This window comes from Janthinobacterium sp. SUN137 (assembly GCF_030587265.1).
Taxonomy (GTDB): Bacteria; Pseudomonadota; Gammaproteobacteria; order Burkholderiales; family Burkholderiaceae_D; genus Janthinobacterium; species Janthinobacterium kumbetense.
This window is the reverse complement of the sequence record NZ_JAPWHZ010000005.1, coordinates 464,626-485,331: the sequence shown is the minus strand read 5'-3', so window position 1 is coordinate 485,331 and position 20,706 is coordinate 464,626. Positions and strand designations below refer to the sequence as shown.

Sequence of the window (20,706 nt, the reverse complement as noted above, 5' to 3'; positions counted from 1 at the left end):
TGCGGCTGAGACAGGCGTAAAAAAAGTGGCTACCAAATCGGTAGCCACTTTTGCATTTTCAGCCTGTTTTTGTGGTTTTTTGTGAGTTTTCAGCCGTTTTCGGCCTGTTTCTCTGCAAAACAGACGTTTTCAGGTTTAATCCTTCAAGTCTTCGATCAGATCGATGTATTGCTGTTGCGCCTCTTCCTTCGAGGTGCCGGCCAGGGCCGCCCAGGCGTCGAACTTGGCGCGGTTGACGAAGTCGGTCATGCCAGGACGCTCGCCCGTGGCGTCGCCGCTCGACGCTTGCTTGAACAAGGCGTAGATTTTCAACAAGGTCATATTGTCCGGACGCTCGGACAGGGTCTTGGAATCGAGCTGCGCTTGTTCGAATTGCTCTTGTAAACTCATGATGGCTCCTGTGTGCTGATGGAATCGCTGGAAAAGTGCGGCAGGCCCGGCGGAGTGGCCACCGTGCGTGCTGCAGTGCCTGACATCATAGTGAAAAAAGCGCGCCGTGCATTAGAGGACACACTCAAAACAAAAACGCCGCCGCTGCGTGAACAGGGGCGGCGTCGGTACAGTCGCTTGAGCGCTGCGGAGTCGGTGCTTATACGCCCAGCAGTTCGACGTCGAAAATCAGGGTGGCGTTCGGTGGAATCACGCCGCCGGCGCCGCGTGCGCCATAGCCCAGTGCTGCCGGGATGATCAGCTGGCGCTTGCCGCCCACTTTCATGCCTTGTACGCCTTCGTCCCAGCCTTGAATGACGCGGCCGGCGCCCAGCGGGAATTCGAATGGATCGTTGCGGTCCTTGCTCGAGTCAAATTTCGCGCCGGCGCTGCCGTCGTCGTTTTGCAGCCAGCCCGTGTAATGCACGACAACATTGTTGCCGGCTTGCGCTTCAGCGCCTTCGCCAACGGTGGTGTCGATGTATTGCAGGCCGGAAGCGGTAGTGGTGGTGGTCATGATTATCCTTGTGTAGGCGATGAAAGCTTCAGATTGTAGAGCAATGAGTTGCAAAGCGCCATTCCAGGCCTGGGACGGGGAAAAAACGGAAATTACGGCGATGTGTGGCTGCCGGCAGCATTTAAGGGGGGATTTCACACAATAAATACAGTGTTCCACGTAAAATGCATGTTTTGTATTTAACAGTGATTTTTGCCATGTTCCGCAGTCTACGCCGCCTTGTTTTTTCCTCGCTGTGCCTGGTTTCCGCAATATCGACGGCGCAAGCCGAAGTGGTGGTGGTGCTCAATTCCCGTGATGCTACGGTGCAACTGCTGGACCAGAAAACCTATGCTCCCCTGTCCACCTTTGCCGTCGGCAAGGAACCGCACCATCTGATGGAAACGCCGGACGGCAAGTCGCTGATCGTCGCCAGTTCCGTCGGCAACGAGCTGATCTTCCTCGACCCCGTGTCGGGCCAGATCCAGCGCCGCATCAGCAACATCCTCGACCCGTACCAGATCGGCTTTTCGCCGGACCAGAAATGGTTCATTTCGAACTCCTTGCGCCTGGACCGCATCGACCTGTACCGCTACGACGGCAAGAACCTGACCCTGGCCAAGCGCATCCCGCTGCCAAAATTGCCCAGCCATATGGCGTTCACGGCCGACAGCACCATGGCTTTCATTACGCAACAGGGCAGCAACCAGGTCAGCGCCATCGACCTGGCCACGCAAACCGTGAAATGGACCATGCCCGTCGGCCCCGCGCCGGCCGGCATCACGATGACGCCCGATGGCAAGCATTTGCTGGTGGGCATCATGGGCAGCGATTACGTGGAAGTGATCGACTGGCGCACGCAAAAGACCGTCAAGCGCATCAAGGCGGGCGCCGGCACGCACAATTTCCGCGCGCTGGGCGACAACCGCATGACGTTCGTCTCGAACCGCGTGTCGAACACCATCAACATCATCGACCAGCAAACCCTGGAAAACGTGGGCACCATCAATGTGCCAGGCGGCCCCGATTGCATGGAAATCACGCCGGACGGCAAGACCATGTGGGTAACGTTGCGCTGGATCAAGAAAGTGGCCGTGATCGACTTGACCACGCGCAAGGTGATCAAGACCATCCCGGTGGGCCGCTCGCCCCATGGCGTGTATTTCGCCACCCACTCGCCGCGCATGTGATGAGCCGGTGATGATGAAACGCTTCATTTTCGCGGGCCACGGGCCCGCCATGCTGCTGTGCGCCAGCGCCATGCTGTCGCCCGCGCATGCCGCCGTACCTGCTGCCGTACCTGCCGCCGTATCTGCTGCCCCAGCCGCATCTCCAACTGCATCTTCAGCGCCAGCCGCCTGCAAGGGCACCATCTACATGACCTTCGACACGGGTAGCCAGTCGCAAGCGCAGCTGATCGCCGACGTGCTGAACAAGCGTCATGTGAAGGCAACCTTCTTCCTGGCCAATGAAAAGACGACGCGCGGCGACTATTCGCTCGATGCCTCGTGGGCGCCGTACTGGAAAGCCCGCGTGGCTGAAGGCCATGCGTTCGGCACGCATACGTTTGACCACGTGTACTGGAAGAAGGATCTGGCCAACGGCTTGATCCAGGTCAAGCCCCAGTTCGGCAAGGATGGCGGTAAGCTGGCGTCGTTCACGGATCAGCAATTCTGCGAAGAATTGCGCCGCGTCGATACGCGCTTCCAGGAGCTGACCGGGCGCAAGCTCGACCCGTTCTGGCGCGCACCGGGCGGCTACACGTCGCCGCGCACCCTGGCGGCCGGCAGCGCCTGCGGCTATCAGCACGCGGGCTGGGCGCCGGCCGGCTATTCGGGCGATGAGCTGCCCAGCGATAAGTATCCGAACGCCACGCTGCTGAAAAAAGCCCTGACGAACTTGCGCAGCGGCGATATTTTCATTGCACACATGGGCATCTGGTCGCGCAAGGAGCCGTGGGCGCCAGCCAACCTGGACGCTTTGATTTCCGGCCTGCAAGACAAGGGTTTTTGCTTTGCCACCCTGCGCGAGCATCCTGCCTACGCGCGGAAGAAGGGCCAGCCATGATCGCCGCCGACATCCTCGGCCACGTCACACCCGTCATCGATGCCGTGGTCGACGCCTTTGGCGCGGCGCAAGGCTGGCTGTTCCAGACCATCGTGAACCCGCTCGTGTATCACCTGGGCTTTGGCGAATTCACGGAAGAAGCGTTCGAGGGCACGGAGTGGCTGCTGATCGGCCTGTGCGAACTGGTGCTGCTGTTTCTCGTGCTGCGTCCGCTCGAAGCCTTGATTCCCGCACAAAAGATGACGGACCCGCGAGCCCGCTGGAACGATTTTCTCTATACGGTGCTGCACCGCGTCGGCCTGTTTTCCGTCGTGGTCTTCTTTACGCTCGATCCGCTGATGGATGCATTGGCGGGTGCCTTGCGCTTCGACAATATCCATCCATTGAATCTGGAATCGCTGTTGCCCGGCATCAGCCCCTTGCTCAGTTTTATCATTTATTTTGTGATACTGGACTTCGTCGACTATTGCTACCACCGGGCCTCGCACCATTTCGGCTGGTGGTGGGGCTTGCACAGCCTGCATCACAGCCAGCAAAACATGAATTTGTGGAGCGATGACCGCAACCACTTGCTCGATGACTTCCTGCGCGACGTGGTGATGGCGCTGGTGGCGCTCGGTATCGGCGTGCCGCCGGGCCAGTACGTGCTGCTGGTGTCGATTTCGCGCATCCTGCAAAGCTTGCAGCACGCAAATGTGAGGATACACTTCGGTCGCATCGGCGAGCGGCTCTTGATCTCGCCCCGTTTCCACCGCACGCATCACGCGATCGGCGTGGGGCACGAGTCGAAAGGCAAGGGCAGCATGGGTGGTTGCAACTTCGGCGTGGTCTTGCCGATTTGGGATATGCTGCTGGGCACCGCGAATTTCTCGGCGGGCTATGCGCGCACGGGCGTGCGCGACCAGCTGGCCCGCATCGACAGCAACGGTGTCGGCCGGCCGGGGCGCAACTATGGCCGCGGTTTCTGGCAGCAGCAATGGCTGGGCCTGCGTCGCATGGTCGAATTTGCAAGAATTAAACGAAAAGGACGCCGTTGATGCGTAATGTGTTGAATTCGTATGGCCGTGCTTTCCTGTCGCAATTGCATGGCAGGATACTGCTGCTGAGCGTGGCGCCGTTCATCCTGTCGCTGATCCTGTGGGGGGTGTTGTTGAAGTTTGGCCTGCAGCCGCTGATCGACAGCCTGCATGCGCAGTTCACAGAATATGATTTCTTCCGCACCAGCGGCCAGGTGCTGTCCACCTTCGGCCTGGATAAGCTGAAAACCGTGATCGTGCCGCTGATCGCCATGTTCATGCTGCTGCCGCTGATGATCCTGACGGCGCTGATCTTCATGGGCCTGTTCGCCATGCCGGCCATCGGCCGCCATATCGGCGGGCGGCACTTTCCGCAACTGGAAAAGAAGCATGGCGGCAGCCTGCTCGGCAGCGTCGGTACCTCGCTGGCCACGTTTTTACTCTTTATCGTCGCCTGGGTCATCCTGCTGCCCCTGTACGCGTTTCCGCCGGCCGCCCTGGCGGGGCAAGCCGTGCTGTGGGGCTGGCTGACCTACCGCGTGATGGCGTACGACGCCATGGCCGACTACGCCAGCGTGGACGAGCGCCACGCCATCATGCGCACGCAGCGCTGGCCCCTGCTGGCCATCGGCATGGTGTCCGGCGCGGCCGGCGCCGTGCCGGGCCTGCTGTGGATGGGCGGCGTGATGGCGGTGGTATTTTTCCCCTTCCTGGCGGCGTTCGCCATCTGGCTGTATGTGCTGATCTTCATCTTTACGGGGCTGTGGTTCCAGTATTACTGCCTGGAAGCACTGTCGCGGTTGCGGGGCGTACGCGGCATGACCGACGTGGCGCCGGCGGACGCTTGAGTATTTTTATCGAATTCTACGAGGAAGCTTCATGGCTATCGGATTGATCATCATCGGCGACGAAATCCTGTCGGGCAAGCGCACGGACCAGCATTTCCCGAAAGTGGTGCAAATGCTCAAGCAGCGCGGCTTACAGCTGAGCTGGGCGGAATACGTGGGCGACGAACCGGCCCGCCTGGTCGCCTTGCTCAAGCGCAGCTTTGCCAGCGGCGACATCGTCTTCAGCTTTGGCGGCATCGGCGCCACGCCGGACGACCATACGCGCCAGGCGGCCGCCGATGCGCTGGGCTTGCCGCTGGTGCTGCATCCGCAGGGCAAGATCAATATCCAGCAGCGCATCACGGAAATGGGCGTAGAGGCGGGCGTGCCGGCCGATTTGCACTCGCCGGAAAACCTGCACCGCCTGAAAATGGCGGAATTTGTCGAAGGCGCCGAGCTGATTCCGAACCCGTACAACAAGATTGCCGGCTTTGCCGTGCGCGAGCATTACTTCGTGCCCGGCTTTCCCATCATGTCCTGGCCCATGATCGAATGGGTGCTGGACACGCATTACCCCCATTTGTTCAACCAGGTGCCGCACGCGGAACATGCCTTGCTCGTGTACGAAACGGCCGAATCCCTGCTGACGCCGCTGATGGTGCGGCTGGAAGCGGAGTTTCCGTTGATTAAGGTTTTCAGCTTGCCCAGCGTGGGCGATGCGCAGACGCGCCGGCATATCGAACTGGGCGTCAAGGGCGAGCCGGCGCAAGCGGCGGCCGCCTTCGCGCAGATGTGCGCCGCACTCGATACCTTGCAGGCGGAATACACCACCATCTGACATGCAGCCAGCCCGGCGCCGGCGGCTTTTTTGCCGGCGTCCAGCCCGCCGTGCATCTATGTACGCAAGCGTACATTCCAAGACGTTGTTTTTTTGCGAAAATCTTCAATGAAGCAAGATTTTTGTGCGCGCTCGTCAGTCGTTTTCATGCCGATGTGGTGGAATGGTGAACAGGGGCCTTGCGTGTCAAACGCGGGGTCGCCTGCCTGTGCAGTAGCGTGTTTTTTCGATTTACCGGTATGGACATCATGTTAAGCAAGCTTTGTTGTGACCGGCCCTGGCTGGCTCTCGTCTTATCCCGCGCGGAGCGGTATCGCTGCCGCATTTCCCGCGCCGTCCAAACCCAACCTTACCCCAGCATCCCATGAAAGACACAGGCGTCAATCTGGCCGCGCAAGAGCGGCCCCCCTCTGATCCAGCTGCCGAGGCGCCGCCGCCGGCGAGCCCGCCGAAGAAGCGCCGTTCGCGCATCTGGCCCATCTTTGCCATCATCCTGCTGGCGCTGATCGCCGGCGTGGCCTGGTTCGTCATGCGCGAAGTGCGCACCTCGGCCCTGCAGGCGGAATTTTTCACGCGCCTGGACCGCCAGCTGACTTTCAAGGTCGAGCCCGGCCCTGCACCGGCGGGCGCCATCCGCTATCCGCAGCACGGCCCGTATGACGAGCGGCTCGGCTATGCCAGCCTGCCTGACTTCATTTCCAAGCTGAATGCGCGCGACTATGCCGTCACGGCGCAGGCGCGCATGTCGCCGAAAATGGTGCAACTGGTCGACCGGGGTATCTTTGCCACGTATCACGAGAAAAACCGCGCCGGACTGAGCATCCTCGATTGCCGCGCCGCGCCCCTGTTCGCGGCCAGCTATCCCGAGCGCATGTTCGACGGCTTCGCCGATGCACCGCAGGCGCTCGTGCAAAGCCTGCTGTTCATCGAAAACCGCGAATTGCTCGACCCTGGCACGCCGATGCGCAACCCGGCCGTGGAATGGGACCGCCTGAGCAAGGCGATCCTGGACAAGGCGCTGAACCTGTTCGGCGGCCACCGGGGCGGCGGCGGCAGCACCCTGGCCACGCAAATCGAAAAATACCGCCATTCGGAAGATGGCCGCACCAGTTCCATGCAGGACAAGCTGCTGCAGATGCTGTCGGCCAGCCTGCGCTCGTACCAGGATGGCGAAAACACCATGGAAGCGCGGCGCAAGATCGTCGTCAATTACCTCAATACCGTGCCGCTGTCGGCAAAGAGCGGTTTTGGCGAAGTCAACGGGATCGGCGACGGCATGTGGGTCTGGTATGGCCGTCCATTTGCCGAAGTGAAAACTTTGCTCAAGGGCAATATGGACCAGCCGGGCAGTGCGCTGGCCTACAAGCAGGCGCTGAGCTTGCTGATCGCGCAGCGCCGTCCCTCGCATTACCTGGTGGCAGGCGGCGCCGACCTGGAAGAATTGACCAACAGCCATCTGCGCCTGCTGGCGCAAGCGGGCGTGATCTCGCCGCAGCTGCGCAATGCGGCCATCGCCGAGAAGCTGCGCCCATCGACGGCCTCTGGCGTGCAATCGGAAGCATCCACCTCGTTCGTCACGCGCAAGGCCTCGAATGCCGTGCGCAACCACCTGGCCAGCATGCTGGGCGACCCGCGTTTGTACAACCTCGACCGTCTCGACCTGAAAGTGGTCAGCACGCTCGACGCGCAGGCGCAAAACGCCGTCACCAAGGTCTTGCGCGAGCTGCGCGACCCGGAAGTGGCGAAAGCGGCCGGCTTGACGGGCAAGGGCATGCTGGGCAATGGCGACCCCGCCAACGTGGTCTACAGTTTTACCTTGCTGCAAAAGGGCGAGCAAGCCAACTTGCTGCGTGTGCAGACGGATAACTACGACCAGCCGCTGGACATCAACGAAGGCGCCAAGCTGGACCTCGGTTCCACGGCCAAGCTGCGCACCCTGGTGACGTATCTGGACATCATCGACCAGCTGCACCAGCGCTACAGCGGCATGGGCGCCGCCGAGCTGGGCAAGATTGCCGTCGATCCGAAGGATATGCTGTCGCAGTGGGCAATTGCCTATCTGAAACCTTTGCCGCTGGGCGAGGCGCGCAATCTGCCCGCCATGCTGGCGGCCGCCATGGAACGCAAATATTCGGGCAACCCAGGCGAAGGCTTCTTCACGGGCGGCGGCTTGCACCATTTCGGCAACTTCTCCAAGCTCGACGACAGCCGCATCATGACGGTGCAGCAGGCGCTGCGCCAGTCGACCAACCTGGTGTTCGTGCGCCTGATGCGCGACGTGGCCCGCTACTACATGTTTTCGCGTCCCGATTCCTCGGCCTCGCTGCTGGCGGACGCGGACGACCCGCGCCGGGCCCAGTACCTGAGCCGTTTTGCCGACAAGGAAGGGCGCGAATTCCTGCACCGCTTCTATCAGAAGTACCGCGGCAAGAGCGTCGACGAGCAGGAAAAGATTTTATTGGCCAGTATCCGCCCGACCCCCGTGCGCCTGGCGAATATCTTCCGCACCGTCAATCCGAAGGGCACCGTCGCGGAATTCGGCGATTTCCTCAACGCCAATCTACCGTCGCAAAACGAAGTGCCGCCCGAGCGCGTGGCCAAGATGTACCAGCAGTATGCGATGGAAAACTGGTCGCTGGCCGACCGGGGCTACCTTGCCAATGTGCATCCGCTGGAACTGTGGATGGTGGCGTATCTGCGCCAGCACGAAGGTTCGACCCTGTCGCAGATGGTGGCGGCCAGCGAAAAGGAACGCCAGGAAGTGTATAAATGGCTATTCAATACGCACCGCAAGCACGCGCAGGACCGCCGCATCGCCAACTTGCTGGAAGTGGAAGGTTTCCTGGAAATCCACCGCCAGTGGAAGAAGATGGGTTACCCGTTCGACTCGCTCGTGCCCTCGTATGCGACCACCCTGGGCGCTTCGGCCGACCGTCCCGCCGCGCTGGCCGAGTTGATGGGCATCATCATCAACGATGGCGTGCGCAAACCCAGCGTGCGCATCGATTCCATGCATTTCGCCGCCAATACGCCGTATGACACCATGGTCAAGCGGGGCAGCAAGGTGGAGGCGGAGCAGGTGTTGTCGCCGGACGTGGCGAAAGCTGTCGCCAAGGCCATCCGCGAAGTGGTGTCGGACGGCACGGCGAAACGGGCGAAGACGGCATTCGTCGGCGCCGACGGCGTGCCGATCCCGATGGGCGGCAAGACGGGCACGGGCGACCAGCGCTTCGACGTGTATGGGGCCGGCGGCCGCCTGATCGAGTCGCGCTACGTGAACCGTTCGGCCACGTTCGTCTTCAATATCGGCGAGCGCTTCTATGGCAGCATGACGGCGTATGTGCGGGGGCCGGAATCGAAGAACTACGATTTCACCAGCGCCTTGCCCGTGCAACTGCTTGTGTCCCTGGCGCCGAGCCTGATGCCGCTGATCGAGCCGCCTGCGCCAGCCGAAGGCGTGGCTAAGCAGTGCGCGAATTAAATCGTTGCTGCAATTAAAAGCCGGCCTGAATGGGCCGGTTTTTTTATGGAGGAGAAAGAATCCATGGAAAGAACACAGCAGATCTTTGCGCAATATCACCGTTTTGACGATGGCGCGCTCGTATCATTCGAGCAAGCATATGGACCCCGGGGCGTGCAGAGCGTGCGCATCGTGTTGTACGCGAGGAATCATGAACTGGAGGGCAACATCTGGCGTAAAGTCGCCATCACGGTGGGAGAGGTGCGGGAATTGATGATGAAGACGCCGGGCAACTTCATCAACCGTATCTGCTGCGGCGTGAAGCTGCTGCGCTTTGGCGACATGTGGTGCGTCGATATCGACGGCACGTATGCGCACGACGACCCGGCGACCCTGGAGGAAGTGCGCCGCGATGGCGATTGCTACGTCATCGGCGGCACGGTCGAGGCAATCGAACTGGATTAACCGGCAAACACGGCCGTTTTACCTTCCAGGCGCGCATGATACGCGGCGATGGCCGGATACTCGGGGCGCTGCATGGGCGCCATCAGCCAGCGCTTGACGGACAGGCCCAGCACGATATCCGCCAAGGTAAATTGCTCGCCGCACACATACGCGCCCGTGCGCTGCAGCTGCTGTTCCAGCACGCCCATCATCTTGTTCCATCCGGCAATACCTGCGGCCAGCTGGGCCGCATCCTGGTGTGCCGGGCTGTGGCGCACCAGCGACATGAAGGCGTAGCGCCAGCTGTTGTTGAGGTCGCCCATTTGCCAGTCCATCCATTTTTCCACTTCCGCGCGGGCGCGGGGATTACTTGGCAGCAAGTCGTCGCGGCCCGCCTGGGCGCACAGGTAGCGGCAAATCGTGTTCGATTCCCACAGCACCAGGTCGCCGTCGAGCAGCACGGGCACCATGGCGTTCGGGTTCAGGGCCAGGAAGGCCGGGTCGTCCGTGGCGCGAAAGCCGCTGCCCCAGTCTTCGCGTTCGTACGGCAAGTCGAGTTCCTCGCACGTCCACAAGACTTTGCGGACATTGATCGAGGCGGCTTTTCCAAGAATTTTCAGCATGCAGGGCTCCGAAGGGCGAATGAGTGATCTGCTACTGTAGCGGAAATGACCACGCCGCGCATGTGAAAGTGCCTTGCATAGTTGCGCTTTTCTTGGCATCGTAGCCACCCATGAAACCTATGCGCCACCACATGTCCAAAATCCTCGCGTTCAGCCGCTTTTCCGTGCGCGATTTCCTCGCCACCGCCGGCCCCACCTTGCTGCTGGTCGGCGCGTTTTGCGCGCTCGCTTACTGGCTGGTCGACCCGGCGCCGCCGCGCAAGGTAACCCTGTCGACAGGGCAGGACAATAGTGCCTACGAAGAGTTCGGCAAGAAGTACGCGGCCACCCTGGCCAGGCACGGCATCAAGGTGACCTTGCAGCCGTCGCTGGGCTCGCAGGAAAACCTGCAGCGCTTGAACGCGGGCAAGACCGATATCGCCTTCGTGCAAAGCGGCTCGACGGAACACGAAGATGCCGAGCGCCACGGCCTCATTTCCCTGGGCAGCTTGTTTACGGAACCCGTCTGGCTGTTCATGCGCGAAGACAAGGCGGTGACGGAACTGACGCAATTGAAGGGCATGAAGATCAACCTGGGGCCGGAAGGCACGGGCGTGCCCGGCCTGTTCCGGCAGTTGCTGTCCGTGAATGGCGTGGAAGCGAAAGAGCTGACGGTCAGCGACTTGCAGAACACGCCCGCCACGGTGGAGTTGCTGGAAGGGCGCATCGACGGTCTCGTGTTCAGCTCGGCGCCGGAAGCGCCGCTGATCCAGATGCTGCTGCAAACGCCGGGCATCAAGCTGTTTGATTTTTCGCAAGCGGAGGCGTACACGCGGCGCCTGCCTTTCCTCACGCATGTCGTCTTGCCGCGTGGCATCGTCGACCTGGGGCAAAACATTCCCGCGCAGGATTATCACCTGATCGCGCCGACGGCCACCCTGGTCGCGCGCGAAGACTTGCATCCGGCCCTGGTCGACCTGTTCGTGCAGGCGGCGGCCGGCATCCATGGCGGCACGGGCTGGTTCCAGCAGCAGGGGCAGTTCCCGTCCGCGCGCTACACGGAAATTCCCGTGGCGCCGGAAGCGTTGAAGTTCTACAAGGATGGCGCGCCCGTGTTGCAGCGTTACATGAGTTTTTGGCTGGCCAATTTCTTCGACCGCATGTGGGTGCTGGTGGTGGCGCTGGGCGCCCTGATCCTGCCCCTGTCGCGCGTCGTGCCGCCCCTGTACGTGTGGCGCATCCGTTCGCGCGTGTACCGCTGGTATGGCCAGCTGCGCACGGTCGAGCAGGCGCTGGAAGATGTGCCGGAAGGGCAGCGCGCGCACGTGTATGCGGAACAATTGAAACGGCTCGACCAGATCGAGGAAATGGTCAACCAGATCTCGATTCCCCTGTCGTTTGCCGATGGCTTGTATGGCTTGCGCAGCCACATCAATTTCGTGCGCAAGCGCATATTGACCCTGATGGGCGAGCATCCGGCCGCGGAGGCGGGCGAGCCGGCCTAAGCGCTTAGCCCGCTTAAACGAGGGTGATCGACAGCTTGCGCCCGAGCAGCGCGGCGGCCCGCTCCAGGGTGGAGAGGGTCACGTCGCTGCTGGGGTCGAGCAGGCGGTCGAGTTGCGAACGGCTCGTCTGCAGCAGCGCCGCCATGCGCGTCTTCGACAGCGATTGTTCATGCATGGCCTGCGTCAGTTGCCAGGCGATCACTTCCTTGATGGCGCGGGTTTGCGTTTGCTCAAAGATGCCTTCTTCCTTGAGGAAGTCGTCGAGACTGCTGCCGAGGTGGGGAGCGGTGGCGTTCATGTCAATTCCTTGTGGCGTTTGCGGGCCAGCGCCAGGTCGTCGTCCGGCGTGGCAAAAGCGGGCGCACATGGATGGTTGTAGCCGATGGCGGACCGCATGGTGGCCCGCCAGATCAAACACTGTTCAGATAATTCGGCGGCCAGCGTCAGGCGCCCAGCCACGGCAAGCCCGCCTTGCACCAGCCGCCGATCTGCTTGCGGTGGCCGTCGGCGTCCTTGTCGCCCTCGAAGCCTTCGAGGATATCGAAGCAGTTGCTATAGCCGTGTTCGGTCGCCAGCTTGGCTGCGTGGCGCGAACGCACGCCGGAGCGGCACAGGAACAGCAGCACCTCGTCCTTGCCGGCCTGGGCCGCCAGCTGCGCGAGGAAGTCGGGATTCGGCACGCCGCCCGGGTAGGTGGCCCACTGCACCGCACCATGCTGGGTATCGGCGATGTCGACCCGGCCCACCCAGTCGCGCTCGGCAGTCGTGCGCACATCGATGAGCTTGACGGCGGCATCGCCTTGCAGCAAGTCATACGCTTCCTGCGGCGTGACGGCGCCGGCATACGGCGTACCTTCATTGGCCCGGCTGCGGGCGGTGGTCAGGATGTCGGCGGCGGTGGTCATGGCGTCCTCGATGAAAGTGGGCAGGTGTGTGTACGATTATAGTGCGCCGTCCGCGCCCCGCAAACGGGAATCCATGGTGCACGGCGCATGCACCACAAGGAGGCATTTTTCGGTAATTCGCACAAAATGCACGATAATGGTGCGTTATTCGTTTTTTGCACTTGCTTAGTGCATTCTTGATTTGACGCAAACGCGTGTCAAAATCGCGGGCAGGAAAACTTTCACTGGGATGGCAGTAATTTTGTCGCCGGCACCAGGGGGCTCCGGGAGCTGGCATGGAATCTGCTATGATCCTTATGAGTTTTGGTGGCACGCAATGTTTGCTTCGCTTCATCAGCCCAGACGCACTAAGGTCGGCTCACCCCACATTCATTTAGGAGATACGCATGGCAATGACAGCCGCAGAAGTCTTGAAGATGGTAGAAGAAAACGAAGTCAAATTCGTTGATTTCCGCTTTGCCGATACCCGTGGTAAAGAGCAGCACGTGACGGTTCCCGTGTCGCACTTCGACATGGACAAATTCGAGTCGGGCCACGCCTTTGACGGTTCTTCGATCGCTGGCTGGAAAGGCATTGAAGCGTCCGACATGATCTTGTTGCCGGATCCAAACACGGCCAATATCGATCCGTTCATGGAAGAAACGACCCTGTTCATGCAGTGCGACGTGATCGAACCGTCGGACGGCAAGGGCTACGACCGCGACCCGCGCTCGATCGCGAAACGCGCCGAAGCCTACCTGAAATCGTCGGGCATGGGCGACACCGCCTACTTCGGCCCTGAGCCGGAATTCTTCATCTTCGACAGCGTGCGCTGGAAGATCGACATGTCGGGCTGCTTCGTCAAGATCGGTTCGGACGAAGGTTCGTGGTCGACCGGCAAGGACATTGAAGGCGGCAACAGCGGCCACCGTCCTACCGTCAAGGGCGGCTATTTCCCAGTGCCACCAGTGGACAGCTTCCAGGACATGCGTTCGGAAATGTGCCTGATTTTGGAATCGCTGGGCATCCCGGTTGAGGTACATCATCACGAAGTGGCCGGCGCCGGTCAAAATGAAATCGGCACCAAGTTCTCGACCCTGGTCGAGCGCGCCGACTGGACGCAAAACCTGAAATACGTGGTGTGGAACGTGGCGCACAGCTATGGCAAGACCGCCACCTTCATGCCGAAACCTATCGTTGGCGACAACGGTTCGGGCATGCACGTGCATCAATCCGTATGGAAAGATGGCAAAAACCTGTTCGCCGGCGACGGCTATGCCGGCCTGTCCGATTTCGCCCTGTACTACATCGGCGGCATCATCAAGCACGCCAAGGCACTGAACGCGATCACGAATCCGGGCACCAACTCGTACAAGCGTCTGGTACCAGGCTACGAAGCGCCAGTGAAACTGGCGTACTCGGCGAAAAACCGTTCCGCCTCGATCCGTATCCCGCACGTGGCCAATCCAAAAGGCCGCCGCGTCGAAGCGCGCTTCCCGGATCCGCTGGCGAACCCGTACCTGTGCTTCGCCGCACTGCTGATGGCCGGCCTGGACGGCGTTGCCAACAAGATCCATCCGGGCGAAGCCGCCTCGAAAGATCTGTACCATCTGCCGCCGGAAGAAGATGCACTGATCCCGACCGTGTGCGCTTCGCTGGAAGAAGCACTGGAAGCCCTGGACAAGGACCGCGAGTTCCTGACCCGCGGCGGCGTGTTCAGCGATTCCATGATCGACGCGTACCTGGAGCTGAAAATGCAGGACGTACAGCGCATGCGCATGACCACGCATCCTGCCGAGTTCGACATGTACTACTCGCTGTAATGGCGCCACGCCGGCAATGTGCCGGTAGTGAATAAAAAACGCGGGTGAGGCGATGGTCTTGCCCGCGTTTTTTTATGCAAGGCGCCAAGGCGGTGACAGTGCGGTGTTGTATAGTCGGCCCAGGAACGATGCGGCACGAGCCGACAGGAGTGAAGATTGACCAAGCATTACAGAATGGCGCTGATGGCAGGATTGCTGGGCGCGGCGGCACAGGCGCACGGGCAGCTGTATGTGTGCGCCGATGCGCAAGGACACAAGACGTACACGGACAGGAGTGCTGGCAAACATTGCCAGCTGCTCGATTTGCCGGGCGCCATGACGGAGCCGCCACGCAGGCCGGCGCCGCTGGCCGGTGCGCCGGTACGGCCCGCCCTGCAGGCGGCGGCCACGGCGGCGCCTGCCGCCGGCGCGTTTCCCAAGGTCGATGGCGCCGAGCAGCGCGCGCGCGACCTGGACCGGCGCCAGATCCTGCAGGACGAATTGCGCAGCGAAGAGCAGAAACTGGCGGCGCAGCGCCTGGAATTTAACGGCGGCCAGCCCGAGCGCCAGGGCAATGAGCGCAACTACGCGAAATACCAGGAAAGAGTGGCGCAGTTGAAGGACAACATTAGCCGGACACAGCAAAACGTCGAGGCCCTGAAACGCGAGATTGCGAATATCCGGTAAAGCACATGACACTAGACAACCATTCCAGCCGTCCCGCCCACCTGGCCGGCCTTGATTTGCTGGCCTCGGCCGTGATCCTGCTCGATGGCGACGGCCGCATCAGCTATGCCAACGCGGCGGCGGAAAACCTGCTGGAAAGTTCCTTGAAGGCCCTGTCGCGGCAAAAACTGACGGCGCTGTTCCTCAATCCCGACGAGCTGGCCGGCATTTGCGCGCAGGCGCTCGAACACAAGTTTTCCGACCTGCGCCAGGACCTGAGCCTGGAGCGCCTGGGGCGCGAGCCGCTGCGCGTGCACAGCATCGTCAGCGCGCTCGACGCGCCGAGCGACGGCGTGCTGATCGAGCTGCGCGAGAACGTGCAGCAGTTAAAGCTCGACCGCGAGGAGCGCATCCTCGACCAGAGCCAGGTCAACAAGGAGCTGATCCGCAACCTGGCGCATGAAATCAAGAACCCGCTGGGCGGCATCCGCGGCGCGGCCCAGCTGCTGGAACTGGAATTGCCGGCCCTGCACCTGAGCGAACTGCGCGAATACACGCAAGTCATCATCAAGGAAGCGGACCGCCTGCAAACCCTGGTCGACCGCCTGCTGGCGCCGCACCGCCGTCCGCACATCGTGGGCGACGTGAATATCCACGAAGTGTGCGAAAGGGTCCGCAGCCTGATCCTGGCCGAATTCCCCAGCGGCCTGACCATTGCGCGCGATTACGACGCCTCGATTCCCGAGTTTCGCGGCGACAAGGAGCAATTGATACAGACCGTGCTCAATATCGCGCACAACGCGGCGCAGGCCTTGGCCGAGCGCATCGAGGCGGGCGATGCGGAGCTGATTTTCAAGACGCGCGTGGCGCGCCAGGTGACCCTGGCCAAGGTCCGTTACGGCCTGGCATTAGACTTGCATATCATTGACAATGGACCGGGCATCGCACCCCAGATCCGCGACCGGATTTTCTACCCGCTGGTGTCGGGCAGGGAAGGCGGCAGCGGGCTGGGACTGACCTTGGCGCAAACCTTCGTGCAACAGCACCTGGGCGTGATCGAGTGCGAAAGCCGGCCTGGATACACCGATTTCAGGATCGTTCTACCCTTGCCATAAGCGAGGAGGTATCCCACCCATGAAATCCATTGCGGGACGCACACACTAATGAAGCCAATCTGGATAGTTGACGACGACGAATCAATCCGCTGGGTGCTGGAAAAAGCCCTGGCGCGGGAAAATCTCGCCACCAAGAGTTTTGCCAATGCGCGCGACGCCATCGCCGCACTGGAATTTGACACGCCGCAAGTGCTCGTGTCCGATATCCGCATGCCGGGCGCCTCCGGCCTGGAATTGTTGCAGACGGTCAAGTCGCGCTTTCCCGGCTTGCCTGTCATCATCATCACGGCCTTTTCCGACCTCGATTCGGCCGTCGCAGCCTTCCAGGGCGGCGCCTTCGAATACCTGGCCAAGCCCTTCGATATCGACAAGGCTGTCGAGCTGATCCGCCGCGCGCTGGAAGAAAGCCTGCGCGAAACGAGCGTCGAGTCGGGCCCGTCGGAAACGCCGGAAATCCTCGGCCAGGCGCCGGCCATGCAGGAAGTCTTCCGCGCCATCGGCCGCCTGTCGCAATCGAACGTGACGGTGCTCATCACGGGCGAATCCGGTTCCGGCAAGGAACTCGTGGCGCGCGCGCTGCACAAGCACAGCCCGCGCGCGGCGCAGCCGTTCATTGCCCTCAACACGGCGGCAATACCCAAGGATTTGCTGGAATCGGAACTGTTCGGCCATGAACGGGGGGCGTTTACGGGCGCCCAGACGACGCGCCGGGGCCGCTTCGAGCAAGCGGAGAACGGTACCCTGTTCCTCGACGAGATCGGCGACATGCCGTTCGACCTGCAGACGCGCCTCTTGCGCGTGTTGTCCGACGGCCATTTCTACCGCGTCGGCGGCCATCAGCCCATGAAGGCGAACGTGCGTGTCATTACGGCCACGCACCAGAACCTCGAACAGCGCGTGCGCGACGGCCTGTTCCGCGAAGACTTGTATCACCGCCTGAACGTGATCCGCTTGCGCCTGCCCAGTTTGCGGGAGCGGCGCGAGGATATCCCCATCCTGGTGCGCCACTTCCTGGTGCAAAGCGCACGCCAGCTGGGCGTGGAAGCCAAACGCATGAGCGAGCCGACGATGCAGTTCCTCAGCAGCCTCGATTTGCCCGGCAATGTGCGCCAGCTGGAAAACCTGTGCAACTGGATCACCGTGATGGCGCCGGGCCAGACGGTGGAAATCAAGGACTTGCCGCTGGAATTGACGCAGGGGCAGGGCGATGGCGCCGCCACGGCGGCAGGCGAGCCTGCGCCGGTGGTCGTTGCCCATGTGCATGGCGGCCAGGTCTTCGAGGCGGCCGCGCCCGCCAACGGCGCGCCACCGGGCTGGATTGGTTTACTGGAATTGCAGGCGGCCGGCATGCTGGGCGCGGGACAGCAGGAAGTCATGGCCGTGCTGGGACGCCAGTTCGAGTCGGCCCTGATCAAGACGGCGCTCAAGCATACGCATGGGCGCAAGAACGATGCCGCCGTGCGCCTGGGCATCGGCCGCAACACCATCACCCGCAAGATCTCGGAACTGGGCATCGACGGCGCCAAGGACGATTGATGCAGGTCAGGACGGGGGCTCCCCCGTCCGCTTTTCCACGCGGCGTCCCTCGCACGCCACAACACGCACTGCAGGCGATAAGGTAAGCTGGCGCCTGCCGGACTGTTTCGTCCGGTGTTAACTTGAACTGTGGAATAGCATGCTCATAAACTGCGTGGCCTACCAGGATGGCAAAAAACTGGCCGACTTGCCGATCGACGACATCAGCGATTACGTCGAGCGCCCCGATTGTTTCGTCTGGGTCGCCCTGCTCGACGCCACGCCGGACGAGCTGAAACAGATGCAGCACGAGTTTTGCCTGCACGAACTGGCGGTGGAAGACGCGCAGCGGGGCCACCAGCGCCCGAAGATCGAGGAATATGGCGATTCCCTGTTTGCCGTCGTGAAAACCGTGGAAATGGTCGAGAACGAACTGGTGCTGGGCGAAGTCGACATTTTTGTCGGCGCCAATTACGTGCTTTCGTCGCGCAGCAACAGTTCGCAAGGTTTCCTCGGCGTGCGCGCGCGCGCCGAGCGCGAACCGCATCTGCTGCGCCAGGGCTCGGCCTTCGTGCTGTACGCGCTGATGGATGCCGTCGTCGACCGCTACTTTCCCGTGCTCGACGCGCTGGAATCGGAACTGGAACTGATCGAGGACCGCATCTTCGACCGTGGCACCGAGCGCGACAATATCGAACGGCTGTACCAGCTGAAACGCAAGGTCATGGTCCTGCGCCATGTGGTGGCGCCCCTGATGGAAGCCGTGGGCAAGCTGCACGGCGGGCGCGTGCCGCCCCTGTGCCACGATACCCAGGAGTATTTCCGCGACGTGCACGACCACCTGGCGCGCATCAATGGCACGCTCGACACCATCCGCGACACCATCAGCACGGCGATCCAGGTGAATCTGTCGATGGTGGCCATCGACGAGAGCGAAGTGAACAAGCAATTGGCGGCCTGGGCGGCCATCTTCGCCGTGTTTACGGCGTTTGCCGGCATCTGGGGCATGAACTTCAAGTTCATGCCGGAGCTGGACTGGCATTATGGCTATCCGGCCGCCGTGGCAGTGATGAGCTGTGTCTGCGGTTATATGTATTACTTGTTCAAGCGTTCCGGCTGGCTGTAAAAAATTCCTGTGTATCTGTATTATTAAGCAATAGCCAGGGGTACAATCGCGGCAGGTCCGCTGGGGTGGGCCATGGCTGAGAATCGCCGCGCCGGCAGGTGTGCCTGCGCTTCCGGTGCCGTGCAGGAGCATTCATGAGTATTCCGTTGTTTGATGTGAATTCGCAAGAACCCCTGTTCGATGCCGAGCAGCGGCGCACCCTGGCGGAAGCGGCTCTGCGCTCGATTACCGCCTCGACGGCGCACGCCCGGGGCGACGACTTCCTGCGCATCCTCGTCAAGGACCTGGCCGAAGCGCTCGACGTGCATTATGTGATCGCCGGACGCCTGGTGCGCCTGGAAGATGGCAGCGAAGGCATCCGCACCCTCGCCCTGTGGGGCGGCGACGGTTACCAGCCGAATATCGAATACAGCCTGCAGCACACGCCATGCCAGGACGTGACGTGCCAGAGCATGTGTTTTCATGGCAGCGATATCCAGCGTCGCTTTCCATTCGATACCCTCCTCGTCGACATGCAGGCGGAAAGCTATGTCGGCATGCCGCTGATCGACACCGATGGCAAGACCCTGGGCATCCTGTCGGCCATCGACACGCGTCCCATCGATGAAAACAAGCGTTTGCTGGCCTTGCTGCTGCTGTCGATCTTCTCGGCCCGCGGCGCGGCCGAGCTGCAGCACCAGGAGCGCACCCAGCAGCTGGAAGAAATCGTGCGCGTGCGCACCGAATCGCTGCTGGCGGCGCAGGCCAACCTGATCGAGCAAGAGCAGATGGCGGCCCTCGGCTCGCTGGTGGCCGGTGTCTCGCATGAAGTCAACACGCCCATCGGCGTGGCGCTGACGGCCGCGTCGAGCATGGGCAGCTATGCCGACCAGCTGGTGCAGCTGCTGGGCGGCGCCAAGGTCAGCCGTGCCGAACTGATCGACATTGCCGAGTCGCTCAAGGGAGCGGCCGCCTTGATCGAACGCAACCTGGCGCGCGCCGCCGACCTGATCGGCAATTTCAAGCAACTGGCCGTGGACCAGGTCAGCGAATACGTGGCCGACCTGGCGCTGCACGACTATGTGCACGGCCTGGTGTCGGCCCACAGTCCGGAATTGCGCAAGGCGGCGCTGGGCGTGGAACTCGATATCGCCCCCGATTGCCAGGTGCGCCTGGCGGCCGGCAAGCTGTCGCAAATCCTCTCGAACCTGCTGATGAACAGCGCCCGCCATGGCTATCCGCAGGGCGGGCCGGGGCGCATCACGATACGCGCGCGCATCGAGGAGGACGACACCGACGCGGCTGCGCGCTGGCTGCTGCTCGATTTTTCCGACGACGGCATCGGCCTGGCGCCGGCCGTGCGCGAACACATGTTTGAACCGTTTTTCACTACCAAGCGGGGCCAGGGCGGCTCCGGCCTGGGCATGCACATCGTCTACACCATCGTGCAGCAACTGGGTGGCCAGGTGTGCGCCATCGACAGCACGCCCGGCTGTCATATACAGATCAGGCTGCCGCTGGCCAGCTGACCACGGCTGCGCTGTACGCTATCTTTGGGTGGCATACCTGCCTGACTTCTATTTTTTTTCACAATGTTGTATGTATGCTATACGCGACGTGAGTTCTGTTGACACCAAGAATATCGCCGTGATTCTATGTAGTTGTCTAGCTAACTTTCAGTTGGCTGGCCTCGGCTGTTGCGCCGACATCGTGGTTCGCCTTCCCTCATGCGGGAGCGGGGCTGGCACACTGTCGAACGCGCGGTGCAGGAATAGTACCTTTAGGAGAGTGGATGCAGTCCGGATAGCAGCTTTGTTGCTTACATAATGCAAAAATGAAAAGGGTTCGTCATGCTTAAAGAAACCGTCATCTCCCGTGCCGTTCGCATTGTCTGTGCCGGTGGCATGGCAGCGGCTTTGTCCCTTGCCTCGCAGT

19 protein-coding genes are annotated in these 20,706 nt (G+C 61.6%); 14 read left to right on the top strand and 5 right to left on the bottom strand.

Features of this window, described 5'->3' with window-relative positions; all coding sequences use genetic code 11:
- Positions 1 to 135: 135 nt before the first annotated feature.
- Both O3298_RS26135 and O3298_RS26130 read right to left on the bottom strand, forming a co-directional pair.
- A complete protein-coding gene (locus O3298_RS26135; protein WP_034782468.1) occupies positions 136 to 390 on the bottom strand; it encodes an acyl-CoA-binding protein in 255 nt (84 codons plus the stop codon).
- Positions 391 to 589: 199 nt separating this feature from the next.
- A complete protein-coding gene (locus O3298_RS26130) occupies positions 590 to 946 on the bottom strand; it encodes an FKBP-type peptidyl-prolyl cis-trans isomerase (protein WP_034782471.1) in 357 nt (118 codons plus the stop codon).
- 197 nt (positions 947 to 1,143) lie between these two features.
- Between O3298_RS26130 and O3298_RS26125 the strand changes: the two genes are divergently transcribed.
- The 7 genes from O3298_RS26125 (at position 1,144) to O3298_RS26095 (ending at position 9,598) form a co-directional block, all read left to right on the top strand.
- Entirely contained in the window at positions 1,144 to 2,115 is a 972-nt protein-coding gene (locus O3298_RS26125; protein ID WP_034760259.1) for a beta-propeller fold lactonase family protein, read from the top strand.
- Between the two features lie 70 nt (positions 2,116 to 2,185).
- The gene (locus O3298_RS26120) at positions 2,186 to 2,992 is read left to right on the top strand and encodes a polysaccharide deacetylase family protein (RefSeq protein ID WP_305060960.1); all 807 of its coding nucleotides are present in this window, start codon (positions 2,186 to 2,188) and stop codon (positions 2,990 to 2,992) included.
- The gene (locus O3298_RS26115) at positions 2,989 to 4,029 is read left to right on the top strand and encodes a sterol desaturase family protein (protein ID WP_305060913.1); all 1,041 of its coding nucleotides are present in this window, start codon (positions 2,989 to 2,991) and stop codon (positions 4,027 to 4,029) included. Before O3298_RS26120 ends, O3298_RS26115 begins: the two co-directional genes overlap by 4 nt.
- A complete protein-coding gene (locus tag O3298_RS26110; RefSeq protein WP_305060912.1) occupies positions 4,029 to 4,856 on the top strand; it encodes an EI24 domain-containing protein in 828 nt (275 codons plus the stop codon). The genes O3298_RS26115 and O3298_RS26110 overlap by 1 nt, the downstream gene beginning before the upstream one ends.
- A 31-nt stretch (positions 4,857 to 4,887) precedes the next feature.
- A complete protein-coding gene (locus tag O3298_RS26105) occupies positions 4,888 to 5,673 on the top strand; it encodes a molybdopterin-binding protein (protein WP_305060911.1) in 786 nt (261 codons plus the stop codon).
- A gap of 364 nt (positions 5,674 to 6,037) precedes the next feature.
- Positions 6,038 to 9,154, top strand: a complete 3,117-nt coding sequence (locus O3298_RS26100; RefSeq protein WP_305060910.1) for a transglycosylase domain-containing protein — start codon at positions 6,038 to 6,040, stop codon at positions 9,152 to 9,154.
- 63 nt (positions 9,155 to 9,217) lie between these two features.
- Positions 9,218 to 9,598, top strand: a complete 381-nt coding sequence (locus O3298_RS26095; RefSeq protein ID WP_305060909.1) for a hypothetical protein — start codon at positions 9,218 to 9,220, stop codon at positions 9,596 to 9,598.
- On the opposite strand, the gene O3298_RS26090 is transcribed toward O3298_RS26095, so the two are convergent.
- Positions 9,595 to 10,200, bottom strand: a complete 606-nt coding sequence (locus tag O3298_RS26090) for a glutathione S-transferase family protein (RefSeq protein ID WP_305060908.1) — start codon at positions 10,198 to 10,200, stop codon at positions 9,595 to 9,597. The two genes, O3298_RS26095 and O3298_RS26090, sit on opposite strands and share 4 nt — an antisense overlap.
- Before the next feature lie 131 nt (positions 10,201 to 10,331).
- Here O3298_RS26090 and O3298_RS26085 point away from each other — a divergent pair, with 131 nt between their 5' ends.
- Entirely contained in the window at positions 10,332 to 11,684 is a 1,353-nt protein-coding gene (locus O3298_RS26085) for a TAXI family TRAP transporter solute-binding subunit (RefSeq protein ID WP_289906351.1), read from the top strand.
- Positions 11,685 to 11,697: 13 nt separating this feature from the next.
- Here the strand turns inward: O3298_RS26085 and O3298_RS26080 are convergent, their stop codons facing one another.
- Both O3298_RS26080 and O3298_RS26075 read right to left on the bottom strand, forming a co-directional pair.
- Positions 11,698 to 11,982 carry a Fis family transcriptional regulator gene (locus O3298_RS26080; RefSeq protein WP_305060907.1) on the bottom strand — a complete coding sequence of 95 codons (285 nt, stop codon included), beginning with the start codon at positions 11,980 to 11,982 and terminating at the stop codon, positions 11,698 to 11,700.
- A gap of 145 nt (positions 11,983 to 12,127) precedes the next feature.
- Complete coding sequence (locus O3298_RS26075; RefSeq protein ID WP_077400239.1) at positions 12,128 to 12,589, bottom strand: rhodanese-like domain-containing protein; 462 nt, start codon at positions 12,587 to 12,589, stop codon at positions 12,128 to 12,130.
- Between the two features lie 386 nt (positions 12,590 to 12,975).
- Here O3298_RS26075 and glnA point away from each other — a divergent pair, with 386 nt between their 5' ends.
- The 6 genes from glnA (at position 12,976) to O3298_RS26045 (ending at position 20,300) form a co-directional block, all read left to right on the top strand.
- Complete coding sequence (gene glnA, locus O3298_RS26070) at positions 12,976 to 14,391, top strand: type I glutamate--ammonia ligase (RefSeq protein ID WP_070219258.1); 1,416 nt, start codon at positions 12,976 to 12,978, stop codon at positions 14,389 to 14,391.
- Between the two features lie 183 nt (positions 14,392 to 14,574).
- On the top strand, positions 14,575 to 15,057 hold the full coding sequence (locus tag O3298_RS26065) for a DUF4124 domain-containing protein (protein WP_305060959.1): 483 nt from the start codon (positions 14,575 to 14,577) through the stop codon (positions 15,055 to 15,057).
- Positions 15,058 to 15,062: 5 nt separating this feature from the next.
- Entirely contained in the window at positions 15,063 to 16,151 is a 1,089-nt protein-coding gene (gene glnL / locus O3298_RS26060) for a nitrogen regulation protein NR(II) (RefSeq protein ID WP_289918055.1), read from the top strand.
- 48 nt (positions 16,152 to 16,199) lie between these two features.
- Positions 16,200 to 17,687 carry a nitrogen regulation protein NR(I) gene (gene ntrC / locus O3298_RS26055; protein ID WP_305060906.1) on the top strand — a complete coding sequence of 496 codons (1,488 nt, stop codon included), beginning with the start codon at positions 16,200 to 16,202 and terminating at the stop codon, positions 17,685 to 17,687.
- Between the two features lie 139 nt (positions 17,688 to 17,826).
- A complete protein-coding gene (corA, locus tag O3298_RS26050; RefSeq protein ID WP_034760218.1) occupies positions 17,827 to 18,792 on the top strand; it encodes a magnesium/cobalt transporter CorA in 966 nt (321 codons plus the stop codon).
- 134 nt (positions 18,793 to 18,926) lie between these two features.
- Complete coding sequence (locus O3298_RS26045; RefSeq protein WP_099665309.1) at positions 18,927 to 20,300, top strand: GAF domain-containing sensor histidine kinase; 1,374 nt, start codon at positions 18,927 to 18,929, stop codon at positions 20,298 to 20,300.
- Positions 20,301 to 20,706: the final 406 nt, after the last annotated feature.